This window comes from Bradyrhizobium sp. BTAi1, assembly GCF_000015165.1.
GTDB lineage: Bacteria > Pseudomonadota > Alphaproteobacteria > Rhizobiales > Xanthobacteraceae > Bradyrhizobium > Bradyrhizobium denitrificans.
The window spans coordinates 5256839-5278358 of record NC_009485.1 but is presented as its reverse complement, the minus strand read 5'-3'; the positions used below and the strand labels follow the sequence as shown (position 1 = coordinate 5278358).

Here is a 21520-nt window from a genome sequence, read left to right as displayed (position 1 = left end):
TGCGCGGGAGGATCGCTCACCGTGTGCCGGGGGGCGGACATTCAATGAGACTCATTCTTCTGGGACCGCCCGGCTCGGGCAAGGGAACGCAGGCGCAGCGCCTGGTGCAGCAATATGGCATCGTGCAGCTGTCGACCGGCGACATGCTGCGCGCAGCCGTGGCGGCGCAGACCCCGATCGGGCTTAAGGCCAAGGACATCATGGCCGCCGGCGGTCTGGTGCCGGACGAGGTCGTGGTCGGCATTATCGCCGACCGGATCGAGCAGCCCGACGCCGCCAACGGCTTCATCCTCGACGGCTTCCCGCGCACGGTTCCGCAGGCCGAGGCGCTGGATGCGCTGTTGAAGCAGAAGCAGATGACGCTGGACGCGGTCATCGAGCTCAAGGTCAATGAGGGGGTGCTGCTCGAGCGGGTCGAGCGCCGGGCGGCCGAGACCCGCGCGCGGGGCGAGCCGGTGCGGGCCGACGATACGCCGGAGGTCCTGACCAAGCGGCTGGCCAGCTATCGCGACCAGACCGAGCCCCTGATCCACTATTATTCCGACCACCGGATGCTCGCGACGGTCGACGGCATGATGCCGATCGAGCAGGTGACCGCGGAGATCGGCCGGATCCTGGCCGCGGTCGGGAAGGGCGGTACGAGTCGGGCGGCCAAGAATGCCAGCCCCGCCAAGCGCAGTGCCAAGCCCCCCACGAAGGCCGCCAAGACATCGACCAAGACAGCCACGAAATCGGCAGCCGCGGCCAAAAAGGCCGGCAAAACCGCCAAAAAGGCTGTCAAGACCGTGAAAAAGGCCGCCAAGAAAGCGCCGGCCAAGGCTCCCAAAAAGGTGGCCAGAGCTCCTGCCAAGGCACGCAAGGCCGCCGCCAAGGCGAGCAAATCCGCAGCCAAGGCCACCAAGGGGACCCGGAAAACCTCGGCGAAAGCCGCAAAAAAGCGCGCAACGAGGTGACCGAATCTTCTAGGAGCGGTTGACGACCGCCGTGTGAATCCATTAATAAGCCCGCATCCAAGTCGGATAGTTTTCGAAAGATGCCGGGCCCCACGAATCGAGGGGTGGGCGTCTTGTTCGCGTTTGCGGACACCTGCCCGAGATAGCGAGAATGAAGGCCGGTCCGTCCTGGGATCGGCGACAGGAGAGAAGTCCGTGGCCCGTATTGCCGGTGTCAATATCCCGACCAACAAGCGCGTCCTGATCGCGCTCCAGTACATCCATGGCATTGGCCCGAAGATCGCGAGCGAGATCATTGAAAAGGTCAAGATCGCCGAGGATCGCCGTGTCAACCAGCTGAGCGACCAGGAAGTCCTGCAGATCCGCGAAATCATCGACCGCGACTACGTCGTCGAGGGCGACCTGCGGCGCGAGACCGGCATCAACATCAAGCGGCTGATGGACCTCGGCTGCTACCGCGGCCTGCGTCATCGCCGTGGCCTGCCGGTTCGCGGTCAGCGCACGCATACCAATGCGCGCACGCGCAAGGGTCCTGCCAAGGCGATCGCCGGCAAGAAGAAGTAATCTGGTGAATTGCGAGTAGCGGGTGGCGAGTAGGGGCGATCCCTATTCGCTACTCGCTATTCACCATTCGCATCTTCGGTGTAGCCGCTGGCACTACGGCGGCGTTGAGATCTCAAGAAAGGTACCTATATGGCCAAGGAAGCCACACGTGTCCGCCGTCGTGAGCGCAAGAACATCGCCTCCGGCGTCGCCCATGTGAACTCGTCGTTCAACAACACCACCATCACCATCACCGATGCGCAGGGCAACACCATCGCCTGGTCGTCGGCTGGCACGATGGGCTTCAAGGGATCGCGCAAGTCGACCCCATACGCGGCGCAGGTCGCGGCGGAGGACGTGTCCAAGAAGGCCCAGGAGCACGGCATGCGCACCCTCGAGGTCGAGGTCGCCGGTCCGGGCTCCGGACGTGAATCGGCGTTGCGCGCGCTGCAGGCCGCTGGCTTCACCGTCACCTCGATCCGCGACGTGACGACGATCCCGCACAATGGTTGCCGTCCGCGGAAGCGTCGTCGCGTTTGATCTGAAGGAGGCGGGCAGCATGTCCGCCTCGTCTTGCTTTTGAACCATTTCGATTGCCGCGATCCGATGCGCGGTTCTCCAACGCCAGTCAGTCGCAGCCGACGGACTGGCCCATGGGTGAAACAGTGACGATCCAGAAGAATTGGCAAGAATTGATTCGGCCGAACAAGCTCCAGGTCACGCCGGGCTCCGACGCGACCCGTTTCGCCACCGTGGTTGCCGAGCCGCTGGAGCGCGGTTTCGGCCAGACGCTGGGCAATGCGCTCCGCCGCATCCTGCTGTCGTCGCTGCAGGGCGCCGCAGTGCAGTCGGTGCACATCGATGGCGTGCTGCACGAGTTCTCCTCGATCGCGGGCGTCCGTGAGGACGTCACCGACATCGTGCTGAACATCAAGGATATCTCGATCAAGATGCAGGGCGAGGGCCCGAAGCGGATGGTCGTGAAGAAGCAGGGTCCGGGCGCCGTCACCGCCGGCGATATCCAGACCGTCGGCGACATCGTCGTGCTCAATCCCGACCTGCAGCTCTGCACCCTGGACGAGGGCGCCGAGATCCGCATGGAGTTCACGGTCGCGACCGGCAAGGGCTACGTGCCGGCCGAGCGCAACCGTCCTGAGGACGCGCCGATCGGCCTGATCCCGATCGACAGCCTGTTCTCGCCGGTCCGCAAGGTCTCCTACAAGGTCGAGAACACCCGCGAGGGCCAGATCCTCGACTACGACAAGCTGACCATGACGATCGAGACCAACGGCGCGATCTCGCCGGAGGACGCGGTGGCCTACGCCGCTCGCATCCTGCAGGATCAGCTCAACGTCTTCGTCAACTTCGAAGAGCCGCGCAAGGAAGTTGCCCAGGAGATCATTCCGGATCTCGCCTTCAATCCGGCGTTCCTCAAGAAGGTGGACGAACTCGAGCTGTCGGTGCGTTCGGCGAACTGCCTGAAGAACGACAACATCGTCTATATCGGCGACCTCGTGCAGAAGTCGGAAGCGGAGATGCTGCGCACCCCGAACTTCGGCCGCAAGTCGCTGAACGAGATCAAGGAAGTGCTGGCTCAGATGGGTCTGCATCTCGGCATGGAAGTGCCTGGCTGGCCGCCGGAGAATATCGACGAACTGGCCAAGCGCTTCGAGGATCACTACTGAGCGAATGGCGGGCAGGGAGTGGCGAATAGGGACGAAACACTCCTCGCCATTCGCTATTCGCCACTCGCTATTCCACCGGGCGAACGCAGGCAGCCCACCTGAGCAACATGTCCGACGAACCGTCGCGGCAGATTGAAATGAAGGACTAAGACAATGCGTCACGGCAAGGTTCATCGGAAGCTCAACCGCACCGCCGAGCATCGCAAGGCGATGTTCGCCAACATGTGCGCCGCGCTGATCAAGCACGAGCAGATCGTCACCACGCTGCCGAAGGCCAAGGAACTCCGGCCGATCGTCGAGAAACTGGTCACGCTCGGCAAGAAGGGCGGTCTGGCGCTGCGCCGCCAGGCGATCGCCGAAATGCGCGACGTCGACCAGGTCAAGAAGCTGTTCGACGTGCTGGCGCCTCGCTACAAGGACCGCAATGGCGGCTACACCCGCATCATCAAGGCCGGCTTCCGCTACGGCGACAACGCGGCGATGGCCGTGATCGAGTTCGTCGATCGCGACGTCGATGCCAAGGGCCAGGATTCCGGCCCGGTGCAGGAAACCTCGGAAGCCGCGTAAGCAGGCATCCGAGATAGGGTTACAGAGCGGCGCCTTCGGGCGCCGTTTTTCGTTTTGGACGCCGTTTTCGTTTCATGGTCCCGTCGCCCGGACAGTATCGTGCTCAGACCAACAGGAGAGATCATGATGCGGGCTCGTGCAAACGCGCCATGATCCAGGCGTGCGCACTCACCCCGCGCGGATGGTGCGGACGAAATCGTCGAGCTCCTGGCGCAGGCGATCATTGCCATCGGTCAGCAGCCGGGCCGCATTGAGGACCTGGGACGAGGCCACGCCGGTGATGGAGGCGCCGTTCGTCACCTCGCCGATGCTGTGCGCGACCTGGGCGGTGCGCTCGGACGCGCTTTGGATGTTGCGGGCGATGTCACGCGTGGCGTGGCCCTGGCCTTCGATGGCGGTTGCGACGCCCGAGGCGATATCCGAGATGCGGCCGATGATGGCGACGATCGCGCCAATCGCACCGACCGATTCCCGCGTCGCGGTCTGGATGCCGGCGATCTGCTCTCGGATGTCCTCGGTGGCGTCGGCGGTCTGCTTGGCGAGCGTCTTGACCTCCTGGGCGACGACGGCGAAGCCGGCGCCGGATTCGCCGGCCCGTGCCGCCTCGATCGTCGCATTCAGCGCCAGCAAATTGGTCTGCTGCGCGATCGTGGCGATCAGTTGGATGACGCTGCCGATGCGGTCGGCCGCGGCTGCCAGCAGCGCCATCCGTTCGTCGGTCTGCCTGGCCTGATCGACGGCGTCGCGGGCGATCCCTGCTGAGATGTCGACCTGCCGTCCGATCTCCGCAGCCGATGCCATCATCTCGTCGGTCGCGGCCGCGACCCGCTGCACATTCAGCGAGGCTTCCTGGGAGGCTGCGGCCACTGCCGCCGACAGCGCTTGGGTATGGTGGGCGGTCTCGGTCAGGCCATGCGCCGACTGGGTGAGCTCCTGCGAGGCCGACGACACCGACATGATGACGTGGCCGGCCGTGGCCTCGAACGACTCGGCGAGCCGCGCCAGCTCTTCACGATGGCGCTCGGCGGCGCGGCGATCCTCCTCGCGGCGGCTTTCGAGCTCGGTCTCGGCACGCCGCCTGGCGGTGAGCTTGAAGGCTTCGACGGCCTGCGCCATCTCGCCGATCTCATCATTGCGCCCCAGGCCGGGGAGCACGACGTCGAACCTGCCGGCCGACAGCTCGTGCATGGCGGCGCTCATGCCCCGGATCAGCCGCGCCACGCGGCGTCCGAACAGCACCGCGGCGAGTGCCAGCGCGATCGCGGTCGCTCCGGTGATCCAGCTCAGCATCCGCTGCACCTCGGCCGCCCTGCGTTCGGCGGCCTCGCCGCGCAACTGGGCGGCGGTAGCCGCCTGGACCAGAGCAGGGTGGATGCGATCGAAGATCTGTTCGAGGTCCTCGACCTGCTCGTCCAGCGCCTGACGCGACACCGCGCCCCCTGCAAACGCCTGCTTGTAGGCGCGTGCCAGCGACAGGAGTTCCGATCGGGTCGGAGCTGCGAGCGCCGCGCCAGCCAACACCGTCTCGAATCTGCTCTCGGTCTCGTCGAACCGATCGCCGATCCTCTCCTCGCCGCGCAGCATGAACTCGTGCTCCAGCCGGCGCATGGCCTGCATCAGCAGCGTGAGCCCGGGCTCGCCGGCCGCCGTGACCGCACTCTCGAAGCCGCGGGCGGCATCCCGCAATCTGCCCTGCAGCCCGTCGCCCTCGCGCAGGCCGAGCACGCGCTGCGCGCCGACGATATTCTGGAATCGTGTGGCATAGAGATTGATGCCGGTGCGCAGCGACCCGACCTGCCTGATCGGATCGTTATCCGCCGCGGTCGCGGCATAGGCTTCGACGGCGTCGAGCACCTGCAGCTCCTGCGCGACGCGATCGGCGTGCTGGGTGATGAGGCGTTCGTCGTGGCTGCGCAGGAAGCGGGTCGCGAGCCATTGCGTCTCGAGGAAGCCTTGCGAGAGCACGGCAATGTCCATGCGGAACCGCATGCCCTCGTCGGAGATGTGCTGGACCCGCGCGGCATGATCGAGCCCGCCAAGGCAGAGTGTGCCGACCACGACCACGCCGGCCGTGCCGAAAGTTGCGATCTGAGTGGCAAGGCGTGGACGCAGCCGCCGCGAAAGCAAGGCGCGGAGGGCGGTCATGGGCGCAAACATCGATTACTGCGTTCCTGTCAGGTCGGTCGAGGCGAGCGGGGGCATCGCACGCAAGGCTGCGTGCATGGGCGCCTCTCCACCAGCGCGACTACGTAATTACCTCTTTCGTCTTGAACCTTTCGTGACAGATCGACCGCCGGAATACGCAAATTTTTCAAATTAATCAGTCGGATAGGTGATTATTTGCGCTCTACATCTCAGGGGTTGTGCAACGCGGCGATGACTGGCCCGCGGGCGACCCAGCGGGTCATCACGGTCACGCCTGAGTGATGGCGGCTTGCCGCAGCCGCGTGCGTTGCCGAGCTGTCCAGGATCTCACGAAGGAGCTTTCGCATGCACATCGACCTTTCCGGCAAGACTGCTCTCGTCACCGGATCGACCGCCGGCATCGGCTTTGCCATCGCCAAGGGATTGGCCGCCTCGGGTGCCGAGGTCGTGCTCAACGGTCGCGCTCAGGACCGCGTCGACGCCGCTCTCATCCGTCTGCAGCAGGCAGTTCCCGCGGCCAGGCTGCACGGTATCGCCGGCGATGTCGCTCAGATCGACGGCGGTAACGCCGTGGTCAGAGCGCTTCCCGAGGTCGACATTCTCGTCAACAATGCCGGCATCTTCGAGCCGAAGGACTTTTTCGAGATCGGCGACGAGGATTGGGACCGTTTCTTCGAGATCAATGTCATGTCCGGCGTGCGCATGTCGCGCGCCTATCTGCAGGGCATGCTGAAGCGCAATTGGGGACGCATCATCTTCATCTCTTCGGAATCGGCGCTCAACATCCCGACCGAGATGATCCACTACGGCATGACCAAGACGGCTCAGCTTGCGATTTCGCGCGGCCTCGCGAAGCTGACGCGCGGCACCGGAGTCACCGTCAATGCGGTGTTGCCGGGGCCGACGCTGTCGGAAGGCGTCGAGACCTTCGTCAAGGATCTGGCGCGCCAGAACCGCCAGTCGGAGCAGGAGGCCGCGTCGTCCTTCGTCAAGCAGCACCGGCCGGGCTCGCTGCTGCAGCGCTTTGCTGCAGTCGACGAGGTCGCCAACATGGTCGTCTACGTCGCCTCTCCGCAGGCCTCCGCCACCAACGGAGCCGCGCTGCGCGTCGAGGGCGGGATCATCGACACCATCGCCTGAGGCCGGGCCATGGCCGCTTACGTCATCTCCGAGGTCGAGGTGCGCGACCTCGATTCCATGGAGCGCTACCGCAACTGTGCGGCGCGCTCGATCGCGCTCTATGGCGGGCGCTACCTGGTGCGCGGCGGGCCGGCCGAAACGGTCGAGGGCGGCCCGCCGGCCAAGACGCTGATCATCGTCGAGTTCCCGTCGATGGCCCGGCTGCGCGAATGGTATGCATCGGCCGAATATGCCGTAGCCTTGAACGAGCGCTGGAACGCGCTGGACCGCCGGTTGATTTTCGTCGAGGGTGCTGCACCTGCGTAAAGACCGGACTGGCGCCCCGATGCTGACAATCACACCCCGCCGCAAGCGTTGGCTGAAGCTGACCTCGGCGAGGTGGCAGCGGCGGGTCCTGTTCGTTGCAGGCGGGCTGGTCGTGGGCGCGGCGGCGGTGGCGCTGGCGGTGCTCGCCGATCAGGCCCAGCTTGCCTTTAATTGGCTGTTGTCGAGGTCGCGCTACGCGTCGCTGATCGTGACGCCCGCCGGCTTCGCGCTGTCGGTCTATCTGACCCAGCGCTACTTTCCCAACGCGCAAGGGAGCGGCATCCCGCAGGCGATCGCCGCGCGTCACCTGACGGATCCGCGGTCGCGGAGTCCGCTGGTGTCGATCCGCATCGCCATCGGCAAGATCGTGCTGACCTTGCTCGGCCTGTTGTGCGGCGGCTCGGTCGGCCGCGAAGGGCCGACGGTGCAGATCGGCGCCTCGATCATGTTTGCGCTGGGCCGGCTGTCGCCACGGCGCCAGCCCGGATTGATCCTGGCCGGCGCCGCAGCTGGCGTCGCCGCCGCCTTCAACACGCCGCTCGCCGGCATCGTGTTCGGCATCGAGGAGATGAGTCGCACCTACGAGACGCGCACCTCCAGCCTCGTCATCGCCACCGTGATCGCCGCCGGCCTGACCTCGCTCGCGCTGATGGGCAACTACGCCTATTTCGGCACGACTCCGATTGCGCTCGGCAAGGGCATCGATTGGCTCGCAGTGCCGCTTTGCGGCATCATCGGCGGCGCCGCTGGCGGCCTGTTCAGCCGGATCCTGATCGCGATGGCCCGCGGGCTGCCAGGCGCGGTCGGTGGCGCCATCAGGCGGCAGCCGCTGCTGTTCGCGCTGGCCTGCGGATTTGCGGTTGCGCTGTGCGGCCTCGCCTCGGGCGACACGATCTACGGGACCGGCTATGCGCAGGTGAAGGCGGCGCTGGAGACCGGCACGCCACTGCCGCAGAATTTCAGCGTGCTCAAGTTCCTCGCCACCACCTTCGCCGCGATCAGCGGCATGCCCGGCGGCATTTTCGCGCCGTCGCTCGCTGTCGGGGCCGGCATCGGCGCCAATATCGCAAGCCTGTTTCATGAGACGCCATTGGCGCCGATCATGCTGCTCGGCATGGTCGCGTATTTCGCGGGCGTGGTGCAGGCGCCGATCACCGCCTTCGTCATCGTGACGGAGATGACCGACAATCACGCGATGGTGGTGCCGCTGATGATGGCCTCGCTGATCGCCTATGGGACCTCGAAGCTGGTCTGCGAGGAGGGTCTCTACCACGCGCTCGCCAAGGGCTTCGTGGCCAGAGCCGAAGCCAACAAGGCGAGCACGCGCGAGCCGCCGCCGGTGGCCGCTGCCGGCTGACCTTCATCAGCTCGCGGCAGCGTGCCCACTATGCGCCGGTACGCGCACGGCACGGGGTGGGCACGGCGCACCGCGATCCCGGACGTGGAGAGACTGCGGCTGCGCGTTTGTCCACCTGTGAGAGACGGCTATCAGCCCCACCCCTCGAGCACGATCTTGCCGCGGGATGTGTTGCTCTCGATCAAGGCATGCGCGCGCTTGAGGTTGGCCGCGTTGATGGAGCCGTAGTGATCGCCGAGCGTGGTGCGGACGACGCCCTTGTCGATCAGGTCGGCGACATCGTTGAGCAGATTGTGCTGGGCGATGATATCAGGCGTCGTGAACATCGAGCGCGTGAACATCGATTCCCAATGGATCGATATCGCCTTGCCCTTGAAGGCGGCGATCGAGAACTCGGCGGGATCGTCGATCAGGCCGAACTTGCTTTGCGGCGCCATGACCTCGACGATGGCCTTGTAGTGCTGGTCGCTGTGGGTCAGGCTGGCGACGAGGCCGACCGGCGGCAGCTTCAGCGCCTCGATCTGCTCCTTGATCGGCTTGCCGTGATCGACGACGGCATGGGCGCCGAGCGACAGGCACCAGTCGCGCGATTCCGGCCGCGTCGCGGTGGCGAGCACCGTGAGCCCGGTGAGGCGGCGCGCCAGCTGGATCAGGATCGAGCCGACGCCGCCAGCCGCGCCTGTGATCAGCAGGGTGCGATCGTCGAGGCTCTTGCCGGGCACGGCGCCGAGCCGGTCGAACAGCAGCTCCCAGGCGGTGATCGAGGTCAGCGGCAAAGCGGCGGCTTCGGCGAAGGACAGGGTCTTCGGCTTGCGGCCGACGATGCGCTCATCGACGAGGTGGAATTCGGCATTGGTGCCCTGGCGCAGGATCGAGCCGGCATAGAACACCTCGTCGCCGGCCTTGAACAGCGTCACCTCGGGGCCGACCGCCTCGACCACGCCGGCGGCGTCATAGCCGAGGATCTTGGTTTCGCCCGCCGGCGGCGCGGCGCGCTTGCGCACCTTGGTGTCGACCGGATTGACCGACACCGCCTTCACCGCGACCCGGATGTCGCGCCCGGTGGGCTCGGGTTTGGCGGTTTCGAAATCGAACAGCGCGCGCTCCTCCGTGATGGGCAGCGACTGCTGGTAACCGACGGCCTTCATGACAACCTCCTGGCTGGAATTTCCGAATAGGGCCTACTTGTCCTGCTGGCGTCATGTTCGCAAGTACTGTAAAAACAGGGAACTAGTCCCCGTTTGGATACTATTGGACCGAAAGCCGATGAAACGGAAGAATTTCGCCCGCCGCCCGGGCTGCGCGGTCGAAGCCACGCTCGACCTGATCGACGGCAAGTGGAAGGGCGTGATCCTCTACCACCTGCAGGGCGGCAGCCAGCGCTTCGGCGAGCTGCGCCGGCTGATGCCCGGCATCACCCAGCGCATGCTGACCAAGCAGCTGCGCGCGCTGGAGGAGGATGGGCTGGTGGTGCGCAAGGTCTATGCCGAGGTGCCGCCGCGGGTGGATTACAGCCTGTCGGAGATCGGCGAGAGCCTGCGGCCGGTGATCGAGGTCCTGCGCAGCTGGGGCGAGCGCCACCACGAACGGCTGTCCTGCGGCCCCGTTGCAGACACCATCAAAACGCCGCATCAGGCCGCCTGAGCTTGGCCCGACCTGCCGTTCCGCCTATATGCATGGCGTCATTTTCCAGGATTGTTCGCATGACGTTGATTCGCTCCACCGTGGTTCTGCTGCTGTCGCTGCTGGCCGCCACTCCGCTCGCGGCGCAGGAGCGGCGCGTACCGCAATCCCCGGCCGAGCTGCGGCTGTCCTATGCGCCGATCGTGCAGCGCGTGCAGCCGGCGGTCGTCAACGTCTACGCCGCCAAGGTGGTGCAGAACCGCAATCCGTTCCTCGACGATCCGATCTTCCGCCGCTTCTTCGGCCTGCAGGGCGGGCCGCAGGAGCAGATGCAGCGCTCGCTCGGCTCGGGCGTGATGGTCGATGCGTCGGGCCTGGTGGTCACCAACGTGCACGTCATCGAGGGCGCCGACGAGGTGAAGGTGTCGCTGTCGGACAAGCGCGAGTTCGAGGCCGAGATCGTGCTGAAGGACAGCCGTACCGATCTTGCCGTGCTCAGGCTCAAAGGCACGCGCGAGACCTTTCCGACGCTCGACCTCGCCAATTCCGATGACCTCCTGGTCGGCGACGTCGTGCTCGCAATCGGCAATCCGTTCGGCGTCGGCCAGACCGTCACGCATGGCATCGTCTCGGCGCTGGCGCGCACCCAGGTCGGCATCACCGACTATCAATTCTTCATCCAGACCGATGCCGCGATCAATCCCGGCAATTCCGGTGGCGCGCTGGTCGACATGACCGGCCGTCTGGTCGGTATCAACACGGCGATCTATTCCAAGTCCGGCGGTTCGCAGGGAATCGGCTTCGCGATTCCCGCCAACATGGTGCGCGTCGTCGTGGCCTCGGCCAAGAGTGGCGGCAAGGCGGTGAAGCGTCCGTGGCTCGGCGCGCGGCTGCAGGCGGTGACGCCGGAGATCGCCGAGAGCCTGGGTCTGCGCTCACCCACCGGCGCGCTGGTCGCCTCCGTCGTTCCGAACAGCCCGGCGGCGAAAGCGGGCATCAAATCGTCGGACCTGATCGTGTCGATCGACGGCCAGACCGTCGATGATCCGAACGCCTTCGACTATCGCTTCGCGACCCGTCCGCTCGGCGGCAACGCGCAGATCGAGGTGCAGCGGAGTGGCAAGCCGGTGAAGGTCGCGGTGGCGCTGGAGACGGCGCCTGACACCGGGCGCAACGAGATGGTCATCAACGGCCGCTCGCCGTTCCAGGGCGCCAAGGTGGCCAACATCTCGCCCGCGGTGGCCGATGAGCTGCATCTCGACGCCGACACCGAAGGCGTCGTCGTGCTCGAGCCGGGCGACGGCACCACGGCGGCCAATGTCGGCTTCCAGAAGGGCGACGTGATCATGGCCGTCAACAACCAGAAGATTGCCAAGACCGCCGATCTCGACAAGGCCTCGCGCGAGTCTGCGCGCATCTGGCGTATCACCGTGCTGCGCGGTGGCCAGCAGATCAACGTCACGCTCGGCGGATGAGTCCGAAGCGTCCCCAGCCGGGAGGCCCGAGCCTCTTCGCCGCGGCGGGGATGGAGCACGATGCGCCGCGGCCACTGCCGGAGCGGTTGCGCCCGCATAAGCTGTCCGACGTTGTCGGCCAGGATCACATCCTCGGCCCCGACGGCGCGCTGACGCGCATGCTGGAGACGCGCACGCTGGGCTCGCTGATCTTCTGGGGCCCGCCGGGCACCGGCAAGACCACCGTGGCGCGACTGCTGGCTGACGCCACCGAGCTGCATTTCGAGCAGATCTCGGCGGTGTTTTCCGGCGTCGCCGATTTGAAGAAGGTGTTCGACGCCGCGCGCGCCCGGCGCGAGACCGGGCAGGGCACGCTGCTGTTCGTCGACGAGGTGCATCGCTTCAACCGCGCGCAACAGGATTCCTTCCTCCCGGTGATGGAGGACGGCACGGTCGTGCTGGTCGGCGCGACGACGGAAAATCCCTCGTTCGAGCTCAACGCCGCTTTGCTGTCGCGCTCGCGCGTGCTGGTGTTCCACTCGCTGGATGCGGCTGCGATCGAGCGGCTCTACAGCAACGCCGAAGCCGTCGAAGGCCGCAAGCTGCCGCTCGATGACGAGGCGCGCGCGGTGCTGATCCGCATGGCCGATGGCGACGGCCGCGCCGCGCTGACGCTGGCGGAAGAAGTCTGGCGCTCGGCGCGCAAGGACGAGATCTTCAACGCCGTGCAATTGCAGGAGATCCTGCAGCGCCGCGCGCCGATCTACGACAAATCGGCCGACGGCCACTACAATCTCATCTCGGCGATGCACAAATCGGTACGCGGCTCCGATCCCGACGCGGCGCTGTACTACTTCGCGCGCATGCTCGACGCCGGCGAGGATCCGCTGTTTCTGGCCCGTCGCATCGTGCGCATGGCGGTCGAGGACATCGGCCTTGCTGACCCTCAGGCGCTGGTGATCGCCAACGCCGCCAAGGACGCCTATGATTTCCTCGGCTCGCCTGAAGGCGAGCTCGCGATCGCGCAGGCCGTGATCTATGTCGCGACCGCACCGAAATCCAATGCCGCCTACAAGGCCTTCGGCGCCGCCAAGCGCGTGGCGAAAGAGGGCGGTTCGCTGCTGCCGCCGAAGCACATCCTCAATGCCCCGACCAAGCTGATGCAGGGCGAGGGCTACGGCACCGGCTATCAGTACGACCACGATGCGCCGGACGCCTTCTCCGGCCAGGACTACTTCCCCGAAGCCTTGGGACGCCAGCACTTCTACGATCCGCCCGAACGCGGCTTCGAGCGCGAGATCCGCAAGCGGCTGGATTATTGGGCCAAGCTCAGGAAGGAGCGGGGCGGGTAGCGCAGCAGAGGTGACGTCGCAAGCCGCTCCTGCACGAATTGGCGAGGACGAGGTCAGGCTTTGAAGACGACGCGCGTCCCGGTGTTGATCCGAATGAGCTTGCCCGGCATGTCATGTTCAACGAGCCTCGTGAACAACTCGCCGGTGCAATGCATGGGCAAGACAAAGTCGGGATTGATTTGCTTGATCGCCGCTACCGTCTCCTGAACGTACTCGTCCTTTTCCGGGGCAAGATGGAAGCCCCCCATGACGGCATGGATCCGGTCGACGCCCGTGGCAGCCATGGCTTGCTTCAGTGTGTTGACGATGCCGCGGTGGCCGCAGCCCGTAAACACGACGAGGCCGTGCCCTCTCAGGTTGACGCAGGGCGCAATCTCATGGCTGAAGTCATCGGGGATTGACCTTGCGGTGCGCTTCGCCTCCGGCATCTGCTCCGGGAAACAACCGTAGCCGTCCTTGAGGCCGACGCTCATGCGGGTGGGCGCGGTCACATGCTCAAAGCTTCGCTCCCCGATCGGGCCTGTCGCCACGACATGATCGGCAATGAGCGCCGGTTGATCGGCCAACACGACCTTCACGCCTGCGCTCTGTAGAGCGTTCCGGTCCAGCGCACCAAAGTTGTAGGATTGCGGAGGCGTCGCCGGCACGACGATCTCGCGGGTACAGAACGCCTCTTCGCCGCCCAGATAGAGCGCAATGCTCGGCTTGAATCGCCCTTTGCTCGCCCCGAGGAACCCCGCCATTCCTCCGAAATGATCGAAATGACCATGCGTCAGCAACATGGCATCGAGCATCTCGGGTCGAATCTGCAGGATGGCCATGTTGTTGATTAGCGTTTCCGGCGTGTATCCGAAGTCGACGAGCACGGCACGCTGCGCGGTCCCGGACTGCGTTTGAAGCAGCGCCGAGACGCCCCATTCGCTTTCCAGGACATTGCGTGGAGGCTTGTCCGTGAGCCCGAGCGAAAACGGCTGCACCTCAACATTGCCCATGCGGGCCGGCGCCGCGAAGACCTGCTGAAAACTGTCCGTGATGACGCGAATGGAGAGCGAGTCGACCTCCGGCATGGGCGTGGTGAGCTTCTGCGCCCGGGCGGGTTCTGCGCCGCCGACCAGACTCGCGATGGTGGCCCAGAGCGCGGCAGCGCCCATGCCGCAAAGCGCATCGCGCCGGTCGAGGCCGCCACTCGAACGATCCTGAATGGAGCCGTCGTCGGCGCGGAACCGTCCGCGTCTTGTCGCTGATGAGGGCGAGGGACCACAAGTGCAGCCACGGAAGAGCATGTCACCCTCCTGACAGGAGTGTCGTCACCGCATGCGCCCAACCAGCCCGGACTATCGATCAGCCTCAAGGAGAGGTCTTGACCTGTATCAAGGCCGGTCTGTCTCCGGCAGATTGATCGCCCTTCTCAGTCGCGGAACCTCGCTGTCTTTGCTGCGTCGCGATGTCTGAATTAGATGACTATTTGCGGGTGGTCACGAACTCCGCGATCTCCCGCGTCAACCGGTCGTCTTCGGTGTTGATGGAATACACTTCCGACATATGGCTGTGCTGCGGCAGCATCACGCTTCGCGCGCAGCCGGATGGGCGTTTGCAGGCGGCCTGCTTCAACAGGTCGAACTGCTCGACAAAGCGCGGCGGGTCGAGCTCGGCGGAGGCGATCATCAGCGGCAGGGACGAGGCCTGCAAACCTGATAAGGACGAGCGCTCCTTGAAGCGCGAGGGATCGGTGCCGAAATAGGCCATCTCCTGGTCGCCGAGCGGCGTCGCGGTGAGGTCGTAGATGCCGGACAGCATGATCGCGCCGGCCAGTCCGCCGCCGCCGATCTTGTGGAATTCGGGATGCGCCACATAGGTCGCGACATGCACGGCGCCGGCGGAATGGCCCATCAGGTAGATGCGCGCGGGATCTCCGCCGTTCTCGGCCGCGTGGGCGACGACCCATTGCACCGCGCTGGCGACGTCCTCGACGCCCGCGGGCCAGGGGAATTTCGGCGCCAGGCGATAGGTGATGTTGACGCCGACGAAGCCGCTCTTCGCGGCCCAGAGCATGATGTTGTCGTAGAACGGGCTGTCCGGCGTGGTGCGCTTGTTGCCGCCGATGAAGGCGCCGCCATGCACGAAGATCAGGACCGGGCGCGGCTCGGCCGCCGTATCGGGTGTGAACACATCGAGCAGATTGCGCTCGGCCGTGCCGTAGCGGATATCGCGCTGCACCTTGACGCCGGCGTAAGGCTCCCTGGCCTGCAGGGGCGCGTAGATGGCAGCCGTCTTAGGCGGGTCGATCGCGCGGCCGATCTCGATCAGCTTCCAGGCGATGTCGTCGGGCATCGGGCTCTGCTGCGCCTGCGCAGCGCTCAGCGTCAGCGCGGTCGCGAGGATCGTCAGGGCCAGTCTCGTCAGCATCATCAGGTCAGCTCCGATCACGTCCGATTCGCGAGGGCCAGCGCCTCGCCGGGCCGATTTATCGTGATTTCGCCGTGACTGGCAGGGGCTTTTGCGATAGGCACCTCGCATGAGCCGCCGCATCAAGCGAACCCAGACCCGATCCGACCGACCGACCGACCGTCGCAAAGGCGAGCGGCCGAAGGCCGAAGCCGTGCGGAGCGCGCCTGCCAAGCGCGATTCGCCGAAGCGTGAGGCGAGCAAGCGCCCGGAGAGCGACCGTCCGCGGCGCGAGCGTCTTGGCGGGGAACGCGAGGCCGCGTCGCGCAGCGAGTTCGGGCGCGGCAAGGCACGTCCGCCCCGTGCCGAGCGCGACGAGCGTCGGGAGACGTTCGAGCCGCGTGGCAAGCGCGTCGCCGCCGGCAAGCCCGTGCGGTTCGGCGCCGAGCGGGCCGAACGCAAGCCCGTCGCCGCACCGCCACCGCAGAAGGCCGAGCCCGAGACGCCGCTGCTGCCGACCAAGGTGCAGACCGTCGTGGTGACGGCGGACGAGAACAACATGCGCGTCGACCGCTTCCTCGAGGCGCGCTTTCCCGGCCTGTCATTCTCCCACATCCAGCGCATCGTCCGTAAAGGCGAGTTGCGCGTCGACGGCAAGCGCGCCGACAGCAAGGATCGTCTGGAGGAGGGCCAGACCGTCCGCATTCCGCCGCTGAAGCTCGACGCGCCGAAGGAGCGTGCCGGCCTCTCCGAGGCGGAGCGCAAGACGCTCGAGAGCCTCAAGGCGATGACGCTGTACGAGGACGACGACGTGCTCGTCCTCAACAAGCCGGTCGGGCTTGCGGTGCAAGGCGGCTCCGGCATGACGCGCCATATCGACCAGATGCTGGAGGTGATGCGCGACGCCAAGGGCCAGAAGCCGCGGCTCGTGCACCGCATCGACCGCGAGACCTCGGGCTGTCTCCTGATCGCCAAGACCCGCTTCGCCGCGACGCATCTGACCGGCGCCTTCCGCAGCCGTTCGGCGCGCAAGATCTATTGGGCGCTGGTGGCCGGCGTGCCCAAGCCGAAGCAGGGCCGCATCTCGACCTATCTCGCCAAAGACGAGGGCGAGGACGACACCATCATGCGGGTCGCCGCCCATGGCGACGAGGGCGCCAGCCACGCCGTGACCTATTATGCGGTCGTCGAGGCCTCGGCCAACAAGCTCGCTTGGGTGTCGCTGAAGCCGGTGACCGGCCGCACGCATCAGCTGCGCGCGCATATGGCCCATATCGGCCATCCCATCGTCGGCGACCCCAAATATTTCAACATCGAGAACTGGGCGCTGCCCGGCGGCCTGCAGAACCGGCTGCATCTCTTAGCCCGCCGCATCGTCATCCCGCATCCGCGCGGCGGTGTCATCGACGCGACCGCGCCGCTGCCGCCGCATATGCTGCAATCTTGGAACCTGCTCGGCCTCGAGCACGACCGCTTCGACCCGATCGAGAACGCGCCGGAGGAGTGAGCCGTGCGGCGCTCAGCCTCTCTGTTCGACGAGCTGAATGCCTGCATCCCGCAAGGCGCAGAAGATGTCTTCGATGTCCTCGGGCGGCATGTCCGATCCGCACAGCGCGTTCAATTCGTCGAAGCTGATCTCGCCATCCGGCTCGCTCATCGCGATGGCCCGGCGAATGATCTCCGACACGAGCATGGTCTTCTCCTGCTGAAATTGGGCGCATCTACCCAAGGGGGAGACGAATCGGCTGCCAGGCCGCCTCAGTTCCGGAACTGCTCCAGGAACAGCCGCAGCGAATCGTGTGGGGTCTCGACGTCGAGGATGACCCAGCCGTCCGGTCCCTTCACGACGATGAAGTTCATGGTGACGCGCCGGCCCTGATTGTCGAAGGCGGCCGCGACGTAGGTCTTGTCGAACTGCTTGCGCATGATCGAGATCGCGACCGGACCGAGCTTCCAGCGCGGGCTCTGCACCAGGAAGTCGTAGGGCTCGCGCCGCGGCGCCGCCCACGCCTTGGCGAGGCTCGGGTCGAAGAATTGCCGCGCCGCCTCGGCGGTCCGCGGCAGGCCCGCGGAGAGGTCCGGCTGGCCCTGGCCATAATGCGCATAGACATTGCGCACCAGCGATTCCGGTGAGCCGAAGCCGGCCGCGGCCGGGAGCGGGCTCCAGAGCAAGGCGAGGACGGACAGCAGGACGCGCATCGGCAGCTCGCATTTCGGGCGGATCGGCCTTATCTAGCGCGCAACCACGGATCCTGTGTGATCATCCCGCGAGAGGACCGGAATTCGATGCGTGAATTGTTCGACGAGGTTGTCGGCCAGGGGAAGCCCGATCCGCAGGAGGCGGCGCGCCAGGCGATGCGCGCGCCCCAGCGCAAGCGCTTCTACAAGGACGTCGGCACAGCCGCAGTCGATGGCGGCTATCACGTGACGCTCGATGGACGGCCGATCCGCACGCCCTCGGGCCGCGTTGTTGTCGTTCCCGTGCAGGCGCTGGCGGAGGCGGTGGCTGCCGAGTGGCAGGCGCAAGGCGAGATCATCGATCCCGCCACGATGCCGCTGACGCGCTTCGCCAACAGCGTGGTGCAGTCGGTGATCGACCGCACCGATGACGTCCGCGAGGACATGGCCAAATACCTGCAGTCGGACCTGTTGTTCTACCGCGCCGGCCATCCCGAAGGGCTGGTCGCCCGCGAGGCCACGCATTGGGACCCGGTGCTGGACTGGGCGCGCGATACGCTTGGCGCGCATTTCATCCTGTCCGAGGGCATCATGCATGTGACCCAGCCCGACGCCGCGGTGCAGGCGGCGCGCAATGCGCTGCCGACCGGCCCCTGGGCGGTGGCGGCCGCGCATGTGGTGACGACCATCACCGGCTCGGCGCTGCTGGCGCTGGCGCTGGCGCAGCGCGTGCGCGACGCCGACCAGGTCTGGGCGGCCGCAAATGTCGACGAGGACTGCAATGTCGAACAATGGGGCGCGGACGAGGAGGCGATGCGCCGCCGCGCCGCCAAGGAGATCGACTACCAGGCTGCCGTCCGCATCCTCCAGGACGTTGGCCCCGCCAGCTGAGGCCGGTTAACGCTGGGTTTAGGGCAAAGGTCTAGGCTCTGCGCGTAACCCGAGTACGCGTATGGTCCAGAGTATCACGCCGTCGCCTTCCGTCAGCGCCGTCCGTGGCGTCGGCAGCTCGCCGGCCGGAAACGCCCCGCAGGCCGCTGCCACGCTGCAGGCCGGTGCGCTGCTCAGCGCCCGGGTGCAGCAGGTGCTCGCCGAGAACCTGGTCCAGGTCGCGATCGGAAATCTGTCGATGGAGCTCGCCAGCGAGCTGCCGCTGCAGGCTGGCCAGACCGTGCAGGTCGCGGTCTCGCAGACCGGGCAGGGCCTGCAGCTCGCGATCGTCGGTCCTGGCAACGGCGCCGCCGCGGGCACATCCGGCACCAGCACGCCGGCTGCCACCGTTGTCGACGTCACCGGTCGGCTCGCACCCACGCTGGCCCCGCCGGCCGATCCCCTCACCGGCCTGGAGCGTCTCGCGCTGTCGATCGCCAGCGAGGACGCCGCGACCCGGCAGGGCAGCCAGGGGCAATTATTCGCCGATCTCCAGGCGGTCGCCGATTCACCCAATTTGCCGCCCGCTCTGCGGGCCGCGGTGGCGCAGGTCCTGGCCCAGCAGACGGCGCTGTCGCCTGGGCTGACGGGCGAAGACATCCGCAATGCCGTGCAGAATTCCGGCCTGTTCCTGGAAGCATCGCTTGCCAAGGGCAGCACCGCATCGGCTCCGTCGGATCTGAAGGCGGCCCTGATCGTGCTGCGCCAGACGCTGGCGACGGTATTGCAGACCGTCGATCCCGGCACGACGGCGTCAACCTCACCGCCGCCGGGCGCATCCTACGCCTCGGTGCTGTCCGAGGCCGGCCGTGCCGCGGCTGCGCAGCAGAACGCGGCCCCCTCATTGGTTCCGGACATCGAGATCGAGCTGCCGCCGCAGCCCTGGGTGATGGGAGCAGGCCGGCCGGATGCGGCATCCGCGGGCTTCACCGGCTCGGCGCTGATCGAGACCCTGAGCCAGGCCAAGGCGCAATCGATGACGCCGGGCGCGGTGCTGGCCGTGCTGCAGGAAGCCCAGCAACAGATCCCGCGGGCCGCGGGCCTGGTTCCCGGACGCAACGCCAATGGCGACGTCGCCCGCACCAACACGCCGCCGCCGCCGTTCCGCGGCGGTGCTCCGATGCCGCAGGCCGTGGCGACGCCGACGCTCGGCCCGGATGCGCCGCTGCAGGCGATCGCGCATCGGCTGCTCGACGAGACCGACCAGGCGCTGTCGCGGCAGGCCTTGCTGCAGGTCGCCTCGCTGCCCGACCGTCCCGACGCATCGACGGCGCGCACCGATCCCACGCTGCCGCGCTGGAACTTCGAAATCCCGTTCGCGACGCCGCAGGGCACCGCGATGGCGCAGTTCGAGATCTCGCGCGACGGCGGCACCCAGGCGCCTGAGACGTCCAAGCGCGTCTGGCGCGCGCGCTTCTCGCTCGATGTCGAGCCGGCTGGTCCGGTGCATGCGCTGGTCTCGTTCAATGCCGAGCGCACTTCGGTGCGGATGTGGGCCGAGCGTCCGGCCACCGCCGCGCGCCTGCGCGCCGGTCTGTCGGATCTGGGCCAGGCGCTGATCCGCGCCGATCTGTCCCCGGGCGATCTCGTGGTGCAGGACGGCGCGCCGCCAGCGGTGATGCCGCCCAAGGCCGGCCATTTCCTGGATCGTGCGCTATGAGCATCGACGTGAAGGCCGCAACCAAGATTCCAGCCAAGACCCAGCTCGCGGTCGCGCTGCATTACGACAAGGGGCAGGGCGGCGCGCCCCGCGTGGTCGCCAAGGGCAAGGGCACGATCGGCGCCAAGATCATCGAGGTCGCGCGCGCACACGACATTCCGATCGAGGAAAACGAGGTGCTGGCCGGCGCGCTCTCCAATGTCGAGCTCGGCGACGAGATCCCCGAGGAGCTCTACAAGGCGGTCGCCGAGGTCCTGGTGTTCGTGCTCAACCTGTCGCGGCCGGTGCGCTGATCCGCCACGCGCCGCAACAATTGTGATCTCCGTCCTGCTTCGATCGCCAACGCCCTGTGATAGGCAGGGCCGACTGTCGACGGAGAGACCTGCCATGCCCCTGATCAGCCGCCGCCATGCGCTCGCTTTGATGGCCGGCGCCAGCCTGGTGCCGGCGCGCGCATCCGCCCATGTCGCGCCGCCCCGCAACGAGATCCGCGCCGGGCTCGCTCAACGCTTCACCGACATGGGCACCCAGGGCACGTTCTTCGCTTATAAGGTCGAGGAGTATCTGATCATTGCCAGCGACACCGAGCGCTCGGGCGCGGCGAAGCTGCCGGCCTCGACCTTCAAGATCGCGAACGCGCTGATCGCGCTGGAGACCGGCGTCGTCGCCGATCCCGACACCGACATGTTCAAATGGGACGGCGTCACGCGATCGATCGAGGCCTGGAACAAGGATCATACGCTGCGCAGCGCGATCGCGGTGTCGGCGGTGCCGGTGTTTCAGGAGATCGCGCGGCGCATCGGCCCCGAGCGGATGCAGAAATATCTCGAGGAGCTCGATTACGGCAATCACGACATCGGCGGCGGCATCGATCAGTTCTGGCTGACCGGCGCGCTTCGCATCGATCCGGTGGAGCAGGTCGACTTCATCGACCGACTCAGGCGTGGTGCGCTGCCGGTCTCCAAGCGCAGCCAGGATCTGACGCGCGATATCATCCCCGTGACCAAGGTCGGTGATGCCGTCATCCACGCCAAGTCCGGCCTGCTCGGCAAGGAGCAGGGCTCGCTCGGTTGGATGGTCGGCTGGGTCGAGAAGGGTGACCAGCCGACCGTGTTTGCGCTCAACATGGATTGCCCCGAGCCACGCCATGTCAAAGCGCGGATGACGCTGACCCAGGCCTGCCTGAAGGATATCGGCGCATTGTGAGCGTGTGACGGTACATCATCGGCAGCGGCGCACGCT

Annotated in this window: 22 protein-coding genes; 16 read left to right on the top strand and 6 right to left on the bottom strand. The window is 66.5% G+C overall.

Annotated features, from left to right (window positions below):
• The first annotated feature begins 44 nt into the window (after positions 1–44).
• The 5 genes from BBTA_RS23605 to rplQ all read left to right on the top strand — a co-directional run bounded on the left by BBTA_RS23605 (position 45) and on the right by rplQ (position 3748).
• Positions 45–953 (top strand): adenylate kinase, encoded by a 909-nt coding sequence (locus BBTA_RS23605; protein ID WP_041750847.1) that lies wholly within the window; start codon positions 45–47, stop codon positions 951–953.
• A gap of 195 nt (positions 954–1148) precedes the next feature.
• Positions 1149–1517 (top strand): 30S ribosomal protein S13, encoded by a 369-nt coding sequence (gene rpsM, locus BBTA_RS23600; RefSeq protein WP_012045030.1) that lies wholly within the window; start codon positions 1149–1151, stop codon positions 1515–1517.
• Positions 1518–1646: 129 nt separating this feature from the next.
• Complete coding sequence (rpsK, locus tag BBTA_RS23595) at positions 1647–2036, top strand: 30S ribosomal protein S11 (RefSeq protein WP_012045029.1); 390 nt, start codon at positions 1647–1649, stop codon at positions 2034–2036.
• Between the two features lie 113 nt (positions 2037–2149).
• Positions 2150–3181, top strand: coding sequence for a DNA-directed RNA polymerase subunit alpha (locus BBTA_RS23590; protein WP_011926060.1), 1032 nt, complete (start codon positions 2150–2152; stop codon positions 3179–3181).
• 153 nt (positions 3182–3334) lie between these two features.
• A complete protein-coding gene (gene rplQ, locus BBTA_RS23585) occupies positions 3335–3748 on the top strand; it encodes a 50S ribosomal protein L17 (RefSeq protein WP_006611863.1) in 414 nt (137 codons plus the stop codon).
• Between the two features lie 168 nt (positions 3749–3916).
• On the opposite strand, the gene BBTA_RS23580 is transcribed toward rplQ, so the two are convergent.
• Positions 3917–5893, bottom strand: coding sequence for a methyl-accepting chemotaxis protein (locus tag BBTA_RS23580; protein ID WP_041750846.1), 1977 nt, complete (start codon positions 5891–5893; stop codon positions 3917–3919).
• 345 nt (positions 5894–6238) lie between these two features.
• Between BBTA_RS23580 and BBTA_RS23575 the strand changes: the two genes are divergently transcribed.
• From BBTA_RS23575 to BBTA_RS23565, 3 genes are read left to right on the top strand one after another with little or no spacing between them, the layout of a single operon-like run.
• Positions 6239–7033, top strand: a complete 795-nt coding sequence (locus tag BBTA_RS23575; RefSeq protein ID WP_012045027.1) for an SDR family NAD(P)-dependent oxidoreductase — start codon at positions 6239–6241, stop codon at positions 7031–7033.
• Positions 7034–7042: 9 nt separating this feature from the next.
• Positions 7043–7339 (top strand): DUF1330 domain-containing protein, encoded by a 297-nt coding sequence (locus tag BBTA_RS23570; RefSeq protein ID WP_041750845.1) that lies wholly within the window; start codon positions 7043–7045, stop codon positions 7337–7339.
• 19 nt (positions 7340–7358) lie between these two features.
• Positions 7359–8696: a chloride channel protein gene (locus tag BBTA_RS23565; protein WP_012045025.1), complete on the top strand. Its 1338-nt coding sequence runs from the start codon at positions 7359–7361 to the stop codon at positions 8694–8696.
• Between the two features lie 131 nt (positions 8697–8827).
• Here BBTA_RS23565 and BBTA_RS23560 read toward each other — a convergent pair whose 3' ends face one another.
• On the bottom strand, positions 8828–9844 hold the full coding sequence (locus tag BBTA_RS23560; RefSeq protein ID WP_012045024.1) for a zinc-binding alcohol dehydrogenase family protein: 1017 nt from the start codon (positions 9842–9844) through the stop codon (positions 8828–8830).
• A 118-nt stretch (positions 9845–9962) separates the two neighbouring features.
• Between BBTA_RS23560 and BBTA_RS23555 the strand changes: the two genes are divergently transcribed.
• The 3 genes from BBTA_RS23555 to BBTA_RS23545 are packed head-to-tail and all read left to right on the top strand — an operon-like array spanning position 9963 to position 13125.
• Positions 9963–10340, top strand: coding sequence for a helix-turn-helix domain-containing protein (locus BBTA_RS23555; protein WP_012045023.1), 378 nt, complete (start codon positions 9963–9965; stop codon positions 10338–10340).
• A 59-nt stretch (positions 10341–10399) separates the two neighbouring features.
• Positions 10400–11794, top strand: a complete 1395-nt coding sequence (locus tag BBTA_RS23550; protein WP_012045022.1) for a DegQ family serine endoprotease — start codon at positions 10400–10402, stop codon at positions 11792–11794.
• Entirely contained in the window at positions 11791–13125 is a 1335-nt protein-coding gene (locus BBTA_RS23545) for a replication-associated recombination protein A (protein WP_012045021.1), read from the top strand. Before BBTA_RS23550 ends, BBTA_RS23545 begins: the two co-directional genes overlap by 4 nt.
• A gap of 53 nt (positions 13126–13178) precedes the next feature.
• Here BBTA_RS23545 and BBTA_RS23540 read toward each other — a convergent pair whose 3' ends face one another.
• On the bottom strand, positions 13179–14408 hold the full coding sequence (locus BBTA_RS23540) for an MBL fold metallo-hydrolase (RefSeq protein WP_012045020.1): 1230 nt from the start codon (positions 14406–14408) through the stop codon (positions 13179–13181).
• A gap of 178 nt (positions 14409–14586) precedes the next feature.
• A complete protein-coding gene (locus BBTA_RS23535; RefSeq protein WP_012045019.1) occupies positions 14587–15534 on the bottom strand; it encodes an alpha/beta hydrolase in 948 nt (315 codons plus the stop codon).
• Positions 15535–15640: 106 nt separating this feature from the next.
• Here BBTA_RS23535 and BBTA_RS23530 point away from each other — a divergent pair, with 106 nt between their 5' ends.
• The gene (locus BBTA_RS23530; RefSeq protein ID WP_012045018.1) at positions 15641–17017 is read left to right on the top strand and encodes an RluA family pseudouridine synthase; all 1377 of its coding nucleotides are present in this window, start codon (positions 15641–15643) and stop codon (positions 17015–17017) included.
• A gap of 12 nt (positions 17018–17029) precedes the next feature.
• Here BBTA_RS23530 and BBTA_RS39740 read toward each other — a convergent pair whose 3' ends face one another.
• Positions 17030–17203 carry an RNA polymerase sigma factor region1.1 domain-containing protein gene (locus BBTA_RS39740; RefSeq protein WP_085972632.1) on the bottom strand — a complete coding sequence of 58 codons (174 nt, stop codon included), beginning with the start codon at positions 17201–17203 and terminating at the stop codon, positions 17030–17032.
• A gap of 65 nt (positions 17204–17268) precedes the next feature.
• Entirely contained in the window at positions 17269–17709 is a 441-nt protein-coding gene (locus tag BBTA_RS23525; RefSeq protein WP_012045017.1) for a hypothetical protein, read from the bottom strand.
• Between the two features lie 87 nt (positions 17710–17796).
• Between BBTA_RS23525 and BBTA_RS23520 the strand changes: the two genes are divergently transcribed.
• From BBTA_RS23520 to BBTA_RS23505, 4 genes are all read left to right on the top strand, one after another.
• A complete protein-coding gene (locus BBTA_RS23520; protein ID WP_012045016.1) occupies positions 17797–18579 on the top strand; it encodes an ATP12 family chaperone protein in 783 nt (260 codons plus the stop codon).
• Positions 18580–18640: 61 nt separating this feature from the next.
• On the top strand, positions 18641–20278 hold the full coding sequence (locus BBTA_RS23515) for a flagellar hook-length control protein FliK (protein ID WP_012045015.1): 1638 nt from the start codon (positions 18641–18643) through the stop codon (positions 20276–20278).
• Complete coding sequence (locus tag BBTA_RS23510) at positions 20275–20571, top strand: EscU/YscU/HrcU family type III secretion system export apparatus switch protein (protein ID WP_049795397.1); 297 nt, start codon at positions 20275–20277, stop codon at positions 20569–20571. Before BBTA_RS23515 ends, BBTA_RS23510 begins: the two co-directional genes overlap by 4 nt.
• A gap of 94 nt (positions 20572–20665) precedes the next feature.
• Positions 20666–21484, top strand: a complete 819-nt coding sequence (locus BBTA_RS23505; protein ID WP_012045014.1) for an oxacillin-hydrolyzing class D beta-lactamase OXA-1091 — start codon at positions 20666–20668, stop codon at positions 21482–21484.
• Positions 21485–21520 lie beyond the last annotated feature (36 nt).